Consider the following 13,251-nt stretch of genomic DNA (forward strand, 5'->3'; position numbering starts at 1 on the left):
TACGGTTTAAATGCAGGTTGTAATTTTGTAACAAGGTGTTATTAAAGCACAAAGATACGAAATTTAAGTGTTTTTTTTTACCAATCTGTCGCTGTTCTACAGGTTTTGTTAGCAGTTAGGCCATAATATTGCTTGTTACTTTGTTACCCCTAAGAAAAGTCTTCAAAATTAGTTTAAATTATTTTTTGTTCTATTACTAATTATATTTCAGGCAATAGTCCACAAAAAAGTATCCGGAGGTAATTAATAGTTCCATTTCATTTTAGAGGATGGGATGGGCAAAATCCTTCGGAGTTGTGGGGTTTTTCCATAAACTGCCAACCCAACCCCGGAGGCGAAAAATTTATCCGGAAACTGACAATAAACAGGTAACAGTTGTATTTTCCGGATAAAACACAAGTAGTTATATCCGGAAATTGAAAGCATAATAGATAGCAAAACAGAAAACCAATTACAATTTGAAGTTGTTTAAAAATTAGTTTCTTGAACTAATTTGAAACTATGTACTACTAAAGTAATTGCAAAACTAAGTTGTCAATATATTTGTTTTACATTTTACAGCCTGTTTTATCTCAATAGTTTCTTAGTATCAAGTCCTTAAAACTGCCACACCGTTTAATGCTTAAACAAATTCTATGTGTCTATGTGGTTAATTATTATGGTTTAATTCTTAAACAACTTCTTAGAAAATATCCGGAAAAAACGAATCATTTTTATTAGATGTGTTGTTTTATATTTGTCTTGTGGTAAAGGAGAAAACTGTAATTTTGCCCCTCCTTTTATTTGATTTATTTTACTTAATCGTTATTTACTTACCTGCCCACCTTAAACACCATGCAAAACTGGACTATTTCGCAAGAACTAATTGAACAAGCTTTTGATAACCGCCAATTATTAAACGAGGTGCAAACTCAAGCCACCATAAACGCCGTCATTGCCGCCTTAGATGCCGGCGAACTTAGAACGGCACAACCTATTTTTGATGCAGCAGGGCAAATGACCAACTGGCAGGTAAACGAGTGGGTAAAAAAGGCAGTATTATTGTATTTTTCTATCCGGAAAATGGAAACCATCGAAATAGGGCCTTTTGAGTTTCACGATAAAATGGCATTAAAACGCAATTATGCGCAGTTGGGCGTTAGGGTGGTGCCACACGCAATTGCCCGCTACGGCAGTTTTATTGCGCCAACTGTAATTATGATGCCCTCGTATGTAAATATTGGCGCTTATGTTGACGCGGGCACTATGGTAGATACTTGGGCTACAGTTGGCTCGTGTGCGCAAATTGGCAAAAATGTGCATCTAAGTGGCGGGGTAGGCATAGGCGGTGTGCTTGAGCCAATACAGGCCAGCCCCGTAATAATAGAGGATAATTGTTTTATTGGCTCGCGATGTATTGTTGTTGAAGGGGTGCGCGTAGGCAGCGAGGCTGTTTTGGGTGCTAATGTAGTGCTTACGCAATCTACTCATATTATTGATGTTACCGGCCCCGAGCCTTGCACTTATAAAGGTTATGTACCGGCAAAATCGGTGGTTATACCGGGCAGCTATACCAAACAGTTTAACGCGGGGGCTTACCAAGTGCCCTGTGCTTTAATTATTGGCCAACGCAAAGCAAGTACCGACACCAAAACCTCGTTAAACGATGCCCTCCGCGATTTTCAGGTGGCTGTTTAGCTTGCCCTACCCTACCCCATTTTACCCTTCGGTACTGCCTATTTCGTTGCCCTCGGCAGGTTGAATATCGGTTAGTTTTGGCAGGTCTTTAACCGAAAAAAGGCCAAAATATTGCATAAAAAACGGACTTGTACGGTATAAAACAGGGCGTCCGGGGGCGTTGCTGCGGCCAGCAATATCTATTAATTCTTTTTCGAGGAGTTTTTGTACGCTGTAATCGCAATTTACACCTCTTATTTGCTCAATTTCGGCTTTGGTAATGGGTTGTTTGTAGGCAATAATGGCTAAAGTTTCGAGGGCTGCCGTTGAAAGGCGTTTGTTTTGTTTTAAATTTAATAAAATTGATACTGACTTGTGGTAAATTGTATGGGTTAAAAACTGCCATCCCTCGCCAATAGGCACTAACTCAAAGGCATATTGCCCCAACTGGTATTTTGCTGTTAATCTTTGTATTGCTGCTTCTATCGCTTCTTTCTCAACGGGTTCGGGAAAACTAGCGTCTAAACAAGCTTTAATTTCTTTTATATTTACGGGTTGATGGGCGGCAAAAATTAAGGCTTCAATGTACAATTCCAAATCGGTCATACCAAATATAAATTACAAACAAAATAAATCAGGCACAAAGATAAGACTTTTGTCGATGCTTACGTTTTTATCCGGAATTGAACCAACGCGGCTCTATATTTGTTAAAACACATTATAAGGTTTTAAATGCTCAATTTTTAACTGTATCTTTGCCCTTTCAAGTTTTATTGGCAAGCAATATATTTTGTTCATTTTTTTATTTTACCCCCATCATTCAATTCAATACATGGATAAACAAGACATGAAAAACAGTATAGATCCTCAAGAGTTAATGCAAAGTTTTATGCGTAGCAGCCGTTTTGCCGATAAATTTTTAGAGCAACGAAAAGTGTTTTTATGGGGGCCTGTTACCGATAAGTCGGCAGAGCGTGTAGTAAATCAAATTTTATTTTTAGATGCCGACCAACCCGGACAGCCCATTACTTTTTATATTAATAGCCCAGGCGGCATGGTCACCTCCGGATTGGCCATGTTAGATGTAATGAATTTAGTTGCCTCGCCCGTGCATACTGTTTGTGTTGGATTGGCGGCCTCAATGGGTGCTGTACTGCTGTCGGCAGGTGTAAAAGGGCAACGTGCCTGTATGCCCAACGCCCGCGTAATGATTCACCAACCAAGTTTAGGAGGTTTTAGGGGCACATTTGCCGACCTCGAAATTACCGCCAAAGAAATGCAAAAAACTAAGGACGTTTTAGCCTTAATTTTAGCTCAAAATTGTAATAAACCCCTCGAACAAATTAATAAAGACTTTAACCGCGACTATTGGATGGGCGCCCAGGAATCGGTTGAATACGGTATTGTAGATGCCGTTTCGGCCAAAATTTAAACACCAAGGTTTAAAATCAAGTGTATTTACTCCCCTCCATAGCTAAATAAACAAGGTTTTTGTCGAAAAAAGAGAGATGCAATCTAAATCTATCCGGATTGCTTTATAAAACTATTATATGGCATCGAAAAACAGGGGCGCAGCCATCTACCAGCAAAAAAGCCAATTTAAAATTTGGCTCATCATTATTGCTGTCTTAGGTTTGATAACGCTTTTGCTTTATACCAGCAATTTAGCTACTCGTTTACAAGACGAAGAGCGCAAAAAAATATCGTTGGTGGCAGAGTCGTACGAACAACTTCAAAAATTAACCTTAGATTCATTAATTGAAGACCAGTTTGATTTTTTACAAGGGCTTGGGCAAAATAACAACACTATTCCGGTAATTTTGCTCAACGAATCCGGAAAAATTGTTGGCACAAAAAACTTAGATTCTACCCGTAATTATCGCAACCCCCAAGACTCGGTTTATTTTTACGCTGAGCTTGCCAAAATGCAAAATTCATACGATCCGGTTTTGTTTACCTACCAATACCCAAACCCCGACGGCACACAAATTACCAAACAACAGTATATTTATTATAACGACTCGGCATTATTGGTCGAATTAAAACGATACCCTTATTTACAAATTGGTATTTTACTGGCCTTTGCCTTAATAGCTTATGTAGCATTTAACACCGCTCGCCGCGCCGAGCAAAACCGCGTGTGGTTAGGTATGGCCAAAGAAACCGCCCACCAATTAGGTACGCCACTTAGCTCAATGATGGGTTGGTTAGCCCTGCTTAAATTAGTTGACGACCCCAACGGCCAAGCCGATATGGTAGCCAACGAACTGAATAAAGATGTAGAGCGGCTACAAGTTATTGCCGACCGGTTTTCAAAAATTGGCTCTGAGCCTCACCTTTCAACAAACGATATAGTTAGCTGTGTACAAAATACCGTTAATTACGTGCAACGCCGCGCACCAAATAAAGTTCAAATTAATTATGTAGCCAACCCCGCTCTAATTTATACTTTGCTTAACCCCGTACTACTCGATTGGGTGGTAGAAAACCTGCTAAAAAACGCCTTAGATGCCATGGACGATACCGGCACCATTGATGTAAGCATTAGTTTAGATGAAAAAACAAACCAACGTATTATAATTGATATTACCGACACCGGAAAAGGCATTGAAAGAAGCAAACTCGGCACCGTTTTTGAACCCGGATACAGTACTAAAACCCGAGGCTGGGGACTTGGCTTGTCCTTATCGAAACGTATTATTGAAGAGTATCACAAAGGGCGTATTTTTGTGCTGAAATCGGTTATAAATAAAGGTACAACTTTTAGAATTATATTACCCAAAATTACGCAATAACAAAACATGGCTCACAATTTAAATTCGGGCTACCTTACCCACCCCTCAAACCGCACCTAAACCAACCCCTAAACTTTAATTCCGAAGAAGTTAAATGCTAACAGAAAATGGCGTGATAAAATCCTAACTACAAAAAAGTTGAGCAAAGTTGAGTAAAGTTGAGTAAAGTTGACTCCGGATCAACTTCTTCGCCTCCTTTTGCCTAATTAAATTATATAGCCATTGGGCTAAGTTTTCCGTTGGCACAGTTATAAACCACACCTTTAAAGCGTTGCACGTTTGCGTAGTCATGGGTACCAACAACAATTGTAGTAGTAGTTTGCCGGCATATTTGAAAAAGCAGTTCAAAAATTTCGTGTGCACTTTGTGGGTCAAGGTTGCCGGTGGGTTCGTCGGCAATAATTAAGGCGGGGTTATTAAGCAAAGCGCGGGCAAAGGCTACGCGCTGCTGCTCGCCGCCCGATAGTTGGTAGGGCATTGCTTGTCGTTTATCGAGCATAGCAACGTTGGCCAAAGCGTGGGTAATGCGGTTTGCTATTAATTGTTGGTCGCGCCAGTCGGTAGCTTCAAGGGCAAAGCGAAGGTTAGCCTCAACGGTACGGTCGTGCAGCAATTGAAAATCTTGAAAAACAATACCCATTTTCCGGCGCAAATAAGGGCGGGTTTGCCAGTTAAGGTGTTCTAAAGTAAATCCGGCAACTTTGCCAAAACCGCCAGCCAAGGACAAATCGCCGTAAAGGGTACGCAACAAACTGCTTTTGCCGGTTCCGGTGCGTCCTAACACATACACTAATTGCCCTTCGTTAACAGTAAAATTAACATTATCAAGCACTACCCTGCTGCGGTGGGCAATTATAGCATTTTTAAGCTCAATAACAGTAGGAGGGTTGGTTGATGTCATTTGACGTTTTGTATTTTGCGGCAAATTAAATAAAGTTTTAAAAAATACAAACCTGTAACACAAAAAACCCGCAACAAATTGTGTTATTTAGTACAATTTACTGCGGGTTGTAATAGGTTGTGGTAGGTAGCCCGTAGGGGAATCGAACCCCTGTGCCAAGAATGAAAATCTTGTATCCTAACCCCTAGATGAACGGGCCATTTTTGATTTTTCTATCAAAAGCGGTGCAAAGGTATGGCTTTTTTTAGTTTCTGCAAATATAGAATTGATTTTTTTTGATTTTTTTTTGACTTTTTATCTTTTATACCTATCCGGCATAACTGGTAAACAACCCAACTAAATCAAATATTGCCTTGTTTTTTGTATCTTTGCGGCTTATGAACATGCAATATATTCGCAATTTTTGTATAATTGCCCACATAGATCACGGAAAAAGCACCCTTGCCGACCGACTTTTAGAACATACCAAAACCATTAGCGAACGACAAATGCAAGCACAGGTGCTTGACAATATGGACTTGGAACGCGAACGGGGTATTACCATAAAAAGCCACGCTATACAAATGTATTTAGCGCACAAAGGCATTAACTATACGCTTAACCTTATTGATACCCCCGGCCACGTTGATTTTAGCTACGAGGTTTCGCGTTCAATTGCCGCCTGCGAAGGGGCGCTATTATTGGTAGATGCCTCGCAAGGTATTCAGGCTCAAACCATTAGCAATTTGTTTTTAGCAATGGAAAACGACCTCGAAATTATACCTATTATTAACAAAATTGATATGGAGGGCGCAATGATTGAAGAAGTGGCCGACCAAATTATGGATTTTATTGGCTGCAAACGCGAAGATATTATTTTGGCCTCGGGCAAAACCGGGCAAGGTGTAGAAGACATTTTTGATGCCATTATTAACCGGATTTCTGCTCCTAAAGGGCATCCGGAAGAACCCCTGCAAGCCTTAATTTTCGACTCTCAATTTAATTCGTTCAGAGGGGTTATTGCCTACTTCCGGATTTTAAATGGTACCCTCCGCAAAAATGAAAAAGTAAAATTTGTAAATACCGGAAAAGAGTACTTTGCCGACGAAATTGGCGTGCTGCGGCTCAATATGGAGCCCAAAACCGAACTTAGCGCGGGTAACGTAGGCTACATAATTACCGGAATTAAACAAAGTACCGAAATTAAAGTGGGCGATACTATAACTACCGTTGCCAACCCCTGCAATAATGCCATTCAGGGCTTTGAAGACGTGAAACCAATGGTATTTGCCGGAATTTACCCCATTGATAGCGACGATTTTGAAGACCTGCGCGAGTCGCTTGAAAAATTGCGCTTAAACGATGCCTCCTTGGTATTCGAAGCCGAATCATCGCAGGCCTTGGGCTTTGGCTTTCGATGTGGTTTTTTAGGCATGTTGCACCTCGAAATAGTGCAAGAACGCCTTGAACGCGAATTTGATATGGACGTAATTACAACCGTGCCAAACGTGTCGTATTTTGCCTACACCCAAAAAGGCGACAAACTATTGGTAAATAACCCCAGCGACCTGCCCGAACCCACTTTTTTAGCCCGTGTTGAAGAGCCTATGATTAGGGCGCAGGTAATTTCCAAACCCGAATATATTGGCAATATTATGCGCCTTTGCTTAGAAGATAAACGCGGCCGGTTAGTAAACCAAACCTATTTAACACAAACCCGTATTGAACTTAGCTTCGATATGCCGTTGGCCGAAATTGTGTTTGATTTTTACGACAAATTAAAATCAATTTCAAAAGGATATGCTTCGTTTGACTACCACGTAACCGGATTTGAAGAATCGGATTTGGTAAAGGTGGATATATTGCTAAACAGCGAAAAAGTAGATGCGTTGTCGGCTTTAATTCACCGCGACAAATCGTACACGTTTGGCAAAAAAATATGTAGCAAACTAAAAGAATTATTGCCCCGGCAACAATTTGTAATTGCCATACAAGCAGCTATTGGCGCTAAAATTATTGCCCGCGAAACCATTAGTGCTTTCCGCAAAGATGTAACCGCCAAATGTTATGGAGGCGATATTAGCCGCAAGCGCAAACTTTTAGAAAAACAAAAAGAAGGCAAAAAGAAAATGCGCCAAGTTGGTTCGGTTGAAGTGCCACAATCGGCATTTTTAGCAGTACTTAAATTAGATTAATCTATATTTGCAAATAACGAGTTAATACGAGAAAAAGAATTACCATTCCGTAATGGCTACGCGCTTTAATTAACCCGCTTGCCATTGTTGTAGGTAACAACAAATCCCTGAAACCCCATTTTTTTAACTTCCTCAACATAGGCATCGGCTTGTGTGCGATTGGTAAAGTATCCGGTTACATAGCGGTATAACCCTTGGTCGTTTTTGTCTATCGTTACATTTTTAAAGGGATAATTTTTTAAATCTTTCCGGATGCTTGCCAAAAATTGTACTTTGTAAGTAGTAGTAATCATTTTGGCAATTACTGTTTTGGGGGCATATTTAGGATTTGTGTTTGGCTGTAATGCTAATACATTCGTATTTTTTTTAGCAGTTTTATTGTTATCATTTTTTGAGCTATCTTTAGATTTTACTGCTTTTTGGGCGAGTGGCGCATTGTCATTTTTAGCTGCTTGGGCAACTGCTGCCCGGTTAGTAGTTTTAGCACTGTTTAAATACTGGCAGTAGGCCGTTTCGTAGGCGGGGTTTGTTAATAAACTGTTCATTAATACAAATTGCTCGGCACCATAACTGCTATTTTGCATTACCTGCCTTGCATGTGTTAAGGCGTTTAGCAGTTGTTGCTGGTGGGCTTGGGGCATTTGTAATAAATTAAGTGCATCGGTGGCAAATACCGAAGCTGGCAAGGTATAATAAGTTCGTTTGTAGTGCCCGCCCAATTGCCCATCTTCGGGGTAGCGCCAAACAGGCAGGTATAATAACTGGTCAAAATAGGCTTGGCAAGTGGTGGGATGGCGCATTAAATTTACTTTAACAATTTGCCCTATGCTGGTATTGGTGCTAATGGCATTTGAAATAAAATTACCCAACGAATAAACAACCGGAACAATTGCTTCAGTGCCATCGGCTCGGGTAGTTTTTACTGTTTTAATAGGTTGTACCACATGCGGATGCGCCCCAATAATTAAATCGGCACCTAAGTTGGCAGCAGTTTGCGCCCATTGTTGCTGGTAGGCATTTTCGTAATTCACACACTCAGTTCCCCAATGAAAAAACACTATAATTAGGTCGGCATTTTGAAGTTGTGCGGCAGCTATATCGTTTTTAATGGCGTTAGCATCAATGCGGTTTACAATACCCGGTGCTTCGGTGCTAAGGCCGTTCGTATGAAAAGTATAGTTTAATAAAGCAAGTTTAAAATCGTTGACCCAAAAAACCAAAGGGCAATATAAATCGCGGTCGGCTTGGCTGGCAAAGGTGCCGGTTTGTAATAAATTGCGTTGCTTAATGGCATCAATAGTATGCGAAACCCCTTGATGGCCGCTGTCGTTTGAGTGGTTGTTTGCGGTAACTAATACATCAAATCCGGCAAATTTAAGTCCATCAACTAAAGCATCGGGAGTTCTGAAGCGCGGAAACCCAGTATAAGGTGGCTCGCCCGGAAGTGTTACCTCTAAATTAGCAATAGCAATGGTAGCATCTTCAATAATAGGCTTCATATACTGAAAACAAGGTTTGTAATCGTATTGCTGCGTTACGGGGTCAAAGGCGGCATTTACCTGCGGTTTATTGCCCATTACATCGCCGGCAAATAATAAAGTGGTGGTACTTGCCAATAGGCCGCAATTAGAATGAACCAAGAAAACCAAAAAAACAAGCGTTGTTATACAAACTGATTTCATAAAAATATTTATTTTACAATTGCAAATTTATAGGTTTTATTGATTGCTTAGGTATAAAAGGCTTTAGTTTGTGAAGGGTTAAGTTTATATCCGGAAAAAACCCAGACAATATAATATTTGTCCGGATGAATAACAAGCAAGTTTTACCTGTTAAAAAAGCGTTGTTAGCCTGTAGTAAATAATTTTATAAGTCCGAGTTTAAGAGACTGTCTAAAAATTAAAAATTGGCATGCCAGTCCTAAAAATTGATAGGAAAAAAGTTATTAAAAGAGATGTGAATAAAAGACTATCAGTTTGACGTTTAAATAATAATTCATAGCTTTATGAAAATCAAACACATAAAGTAAAATGAAAACCTACCCAAGCAGTCTCACCGATAGTCAATGGAGTGCAATATTAGGCATTTTAGACGACAAACGGAAACGAAAACACAGTTTAAGAGAAATTTTTTAATGCGCTGTTCTATTTGCTTAAGCTGGCTGTCAATGGCGCATGCTGCCGTTCCATTTTCCGTCATGGAAGCTTGTTTACTACTATTTTACCAAGTGGAAGAAGGATGGGACGATAGAACTCATCCATGAAATACTCAGGGATAAGACTCGAAAGCAAGCAGGCAGGGCTTCATCGCCAAGTGTTGGTATAATTGATAGCCAGAGCGTAAAGACAACAAGCGTCGGAGGCTTGTGCAGAGGGATTGACGGGGGTAAAAAAGTTAAAGGCGAAAGCGGCATATTATTGTAGATACAATGGGACTACTTTTAGCGGTTGTGGTTCATGCGGCAAATGAGCATGACAGTAAATCAGCCCCAATGGTTATAGCTGACCTCAGAGGCAGGTTTTGCAGATTGGTAAAGATAGTAGCTGATGGCGGGTATAGAGGCGAGTTAATTGAAAATACCCGCAAAACGTTTGGGTGGGTGGTTGAGGTTGTAAGTAGATCGAATACAGCCTCGAAATTCGAAGTATTGCCAAAAAGATGGATTGTTGAAAGAACTTTTGCATGGCAAAGCTATCGAAGATTGAGTAAAGACTTTGAGTTCCAAACCGAAACGAGCCAGACAATGATCCAACTTGCCATGATAAAATTGATGCTTAATAGAATTAGAAAATAAAATTTAGACAGGCTCTAAGGCTTTTATTATCATTTGGTATAAATTGGTAGCGGCAAAACTATTAATAATCATATTTGCCGCCGACAGGTTTTGATTGCCGCTATTTGGGTTATAAAAACCAACACAAAACATATTTGCAGCCTTAGCTGCCGTAACACCATTAAAACTATCTTCAATGACTATGCACTCCTTTGGCAGATGCCCCGCCTCATGCGCTGCCAACTCAAAAATATCCGGATGAGGTTTGCCGCGAGCAACTTGTTCCCCACTTATAATTGTCGTAAAGTATGGCCTTAATTTAGTTTTTTGCAAAATAAGGTCAATGTTTTGCCTCAACCCCGACGAGGCAATGGCGCAAGGCACTCTATTAGTTTTTAAGAATTGTAAAAAGGGAAGTAAGTGGGGCGTTGGCGTTAAGTTTGCTTTTTGTAAAGTTTTAAATTTTAAGGCTTTTTCGGCCAAAATATATTGCTCAACAGGCAAGCTTAGTTTATACACATCAACAATGTATTGCCAAAACAACCTACCCGATGCCCCAATAAATTGCAAATATATTGTTTGAGGCATTTCAAAGCCAAGACTTTTAAACCACGCGAGGTTCATGTCCATATACAATTTTTCAGTATCGACTAATACGCCGTCCAAATCAAAAATAACTAAACAAGACATAAAAAGGAAACAATAATAGGAAGCACTACAACAAATAAGGCGCATAAATTGAGCCAAATTAAATAAAAATGCTAAATTTGCAAAAATACAAGTACTGCGTGCAACGCTTTTTTAAATGTTTGCATCTTTAAACTACAGAAATTAGTATTTAATGCGTTGGGCTACCGAAATTTGTGAAAAAGACCTTATACGAGGCTGTATTGATGGAAAACAAAAGCACCAAGAGGCTTTGTACGCCCGGTACTCGCCAAAACTGTTTGCCATTTGCCTGCGCTATGCCAACGACCGCCCTACCGCCGAAGATATTTTACAAGACAGTTTCATAAAAATTTTCCGGAACTTAGAAAAGTTTAGATTTGATGGCTCGTTTGAAGGATGGATGCGCCGGATAGCCGTCAATACCGCCATTGAATATTTCCGGAAATCAACCCCTATGTACCCAATTGTTGAGACGGGAGGCGGGGTAAATGAAATTGTGAACGAAAACATATTGGCAAACTTAAACGCCGCCGATTTATTGAAATTGGTACAAGAATTGTCGCCCGGATACCGAACCATCTTTAATTTATATGCTATTGAAGGCTTTACGCACCGCGAAATTGCCGAAATGCTCTCTATCAGCGAGGGAACATCAAAATCGCAATTAGCACGTGCGCGCTATTTATTGCAAAAACGTTTACATGATTTAAAACTATACAAAACAAAGGTCTATGTTGAAGCGACCTGAAAATATGAACCCCATTGACGAGCTTTTTCGCGAAGGATTGGCCAACCACCAAACGCCTCCCCCACCCCGACTGTGGAAAGGGATTGCCGCGCAACTGCCCACCCGAAAGCCTTTTTACCAAAATTGGCAATTTACTACTTTATTAGTGGCCACTGCCTTGTTTTTGGGAGGCATAGGCGGGTATTATTTGGCCCTGCCCACCCAAAAAACTAATCGTATTGATGCCATTACTATTGCCGACAGCCCACCCGAAGGGCAAAACATAGCGCCACCAAGTGCTAATTTACAAAGCAAGGCACAGCCTACTGCCGCTACTGAAAATAGCATCTTAAAGTCGGGTAACGATATTGATACCGACAAAAACGCGCAAAGAAAGGTTAATACTGCTAAAGGTGTAGATACCGAGCCGCTTTCGGCGGTAAATGACCAGAGCGATGCAAATGCTAACAGCACCTTACTATCCAGATGGAAAAATAAATCCGGAAAAAAAAGCCAAAGCCTTTTAAACTCAACAATGGCCACAGCAGCAAATATCAAGGCAAACTCAAACTTGTTGCCTTCAAGTACAACATCGTATATTGAAACTATTGATATTGCTGCTAACAAAAATAAAAACACTGACTTTACCCAGCCGCTTGTTGCCAACCTTAAAAACACCGACCCAACACCTGCGCAAGCCAAAACCGAAGCCTTGGCAACCTTGCCTAAATTGTTGGCTTCAACAGCTAATAACGACAACAAAACAACAATTAATGCGTTGGAACACAATTTGCCCCAAGATCAAAACCCCAGCAAAGCAAACTACCAAGCACCAATAGGGCTTTGGGTGGGCAGTTTTGTTAACGGGGGCCTAAACTGGATTGTTAGCCCCAATGCCATGCAAAACCCGCGTGCTAATTTAGTAGCTGCCCAGCCATCGGCTGCTCGTTTTGGATGGGGGCAAGGATTAAGCGCCGGCTATAATTTTAGTCGTAATTTTGGTGTTCAGGTCGAGTATATAGGCAAAACATCGGTAGGGCAAAACTATAAAATGACGGCTACCAATAAATACCGCGACAATTCATTGGTAAATAATGGCTTGCCGGCCAAAGGATTATCGAGCAAAACAAGGGTTAATTTAGTCTATACGCAAATACCCGTTTTAGTTAAGTTCCGCACGGCAAACCTGTTTTTAAAATCAAGCCAATTGCCCGCAACTATATCGGTTTTGGCAGGCATACAATACAGCAAACTTAAAGCAGCCGCTATTAAAATAGACAATTACCTGCTACAAGAGCAATTACTAAACCAACATCAGTACGCTATAGCCTTAGGTGCCGAAATGGAACTGTACCTCACACGCAATTATTTTTTAACCTTTGCAAGCCGTGCAAGTTTTGGCGCAACAACCCCTAACAGCACGGAGGCAAGCATACCCTTTGCCAAAAATAATGCAACCTTAATTAACTGGGGACTAAGAGCGGGTATAAATTACCGTTTTGCCCCTACTAATTAATGGCATAACAGCTTAAAAAATGTAAAAATATAAAGGTTTA

11 protein-coding genes, 1 tRNA gene and 1 pseudogene are annotated in these 13,251 nt (G+C 40.5%); 7 read left to right on the forward strand and 6 right to left on the reverse strand.

Annotated features, from left to right (window positions below; translation table 11 throughout):
* Positions 1-243: 243 nt before the first annotated feature.
* On the reverse strand, positions 244-426 hold the full coding sequence (locus tag IPI59_04645) for a hypothetical protein (GenBank protein ID MBK7526839.1): 183 nt from the start codon (positions 424-426) through the stop codon (positions 244-246).
* Positions 427-834: 408 nt separating this feature from the next.
* Between IPI59_04645 and IPI59_04650 the strand changes: the two genes are divergently transcribed.
* Complete coding sequence (locus IPI59_04650; GenBank protein MBK7526840.1) at positions 835-1,677, forward strand: 2,3,4,5-tetrahydropyridine-2,6-dicarboxylate N-succinyltransferase; 843 nt, start codon at positions 835-837, stop codon at positions 1,675-1,677.
* A gap of 21 nt (positions 1,678-1,698) precedes the next feature.
* On the opposite strand, the gene scpB is transcribed toward IPI59_04650, so the two are convergent.
* Complete coding sequence (gene scpB, locus IPI59_04655; protein ID MBK7526841.1) at positions 1,699-2,262, reverse strand: SMC-Scp complex subunit ScpB; 564 nt, start codon at positions 2,260-2,262, stop codon at positions 1,699-1,701.
* 241 nt (positions 2,263-2,503) lie between these two features.
* Here scpB and IPI59_04660 point away from each other — a divergent pair, with 241 nt between their 5' ends.
* Together IPI59_04660 and IPI59_04665 are read left to right on the forward strand one after the other, a co-directional pair.
* Positions 2,504-3,088, forward strand: coding sequence for an ATP-dependent Clp protease proteolytic subunit (locus tag IPI59_04660; protein MBK7526842.1), 585 nt, complete (start codon positions 2,504-2,506; stop codon positions 3,086-3,088).
* 118 nt (positions 3,089-3,206) lie between these two features.
* Positions 3,207-4,451: a HAMP domain-containing histidine kinase gene (locus IPI59_04665; protein ID MBK7526843.1), complete on the forward strand. Its 1,245-nt coding sequence runs from the start codon at positions 3,207-3,209 to the stop codon at positions 4,449-4,451.
* Between the two features lie 211 nt (positions 4,452-4,662).
* Here the strand turns inward: IPI59_04665 and IPI59_04670 are convergent, their stop codons facing one another.
* Together IPI59_04670 and IPI59_04675 are read right to left on the reverse strand one after the other, a co-directional pair.
* Positions 4,663-5,352 carry an ATP-binding cassette domain-containing protein gene (locus tag IPI59_04670; protein MBK7526844.1) on the reverse strand — a complete coding sequence of 230 codons (690 nt, stop codon included), beginning with the start codon at positions 5,350-5,352 and terminating at the stop codon, positions 4,663-4,665.
* 127 nt (positions 5,353-5,479) lie between these two features.
* Positions 5,480-5,551: transfer RNA gene (locus IPI59_04675), tRNA-Glu, on the reverse strand.
* Between the two features lie 184 nt (positions 5,552-5,735).
* Here IPI59_04675 and lepA point away from each other — a divergent pair.
* The gene (gene lepA, locus IPI59_04680; GenBank protein MBK7526845.1) at positions 5,736-7,526 is read left to right on the forward strand and encodes an elongation factor 4; all 1,791 of its coding nucleotides are present in this window, start codon (positions 5,736-5,738) and stop codon (positions 7,524-7,526) included.
* A 65-nt stretch (positions 7,527-7,591) separates the two neighbouring features.
* Here the strand turns inward: lepA and IPI59_04685 are convergent, their stop codons facing one another.
* Positions 7,592-9,208: a CapA family protein gene (locus IPI59_04685; GenBank protein ID MBK7526846.1), complete on the reverse strand. Its 1,617-nt coding sequence runs from the start codon at positions 9,206-9,208 to the stop codon at positions 7,592-7,594.
* Positions 9,209-9,556: 348 nt separating this feature from the next.
* On the opposite strand from IPI59_04685, the pseudogene IPI59_04690 reads away from it, so the two are divergent.
* Positions 9,557-10,320 (forward strand): annotated as a pseudogene (locus tag IPI59_04690) (IS5 family transposase).
* Positions 10,321-10,323: 3 nt separating this feature from the next.
* On the opposite strand, the gene IPI59_04695 reads toward IPI59_04690, so the two are convergent.
* Entirely contained in the window at positions 10,324-10,989 is a 666-nt protein-coding gene (locus IPI59_04695) for an HAD-IA family hydrolase (protein MBK7526847.1), read from the reverse strand.
* Between the two features lie 151 nt (positions 10,990-11,140).
* Here IPI59_04695 and IPI59_04700 point away from each other — a divergent pair, with 151 nt between their 5' ends.
* On the forward strand, positions 11,141-11,716 hold the full coding sequence (locus IPI59_04700) for an RNA polymerase sigma factor (GenBank protein ID MBK7526848.1): 576 nt from the start codon (positions 11,141-11,143) through the stop codon (positions 11,714-11,716).
* Entirely contained in the window at positions 11,700-13,211 is a 1,512-nt protein-coding gene (locus tag IPI59_04705; GenBank protein MBK7526849.1) for a hypothetical protein, read from the forward strand. Before IPI59_04700 ends, IPI59_04705 begins: the two co-directional genes overlap by 17 nt.
* Positions 13,212-13,251 lie beyond the last annotated feature (40 nt).

Source organism: Sphingobacteriales bacterium (assembly GCA_016706405.1).
GTDB lineage: Bacteria > Bacteroidota > Bacteroidia > Chitinophagales > UBA2359 > BJ6.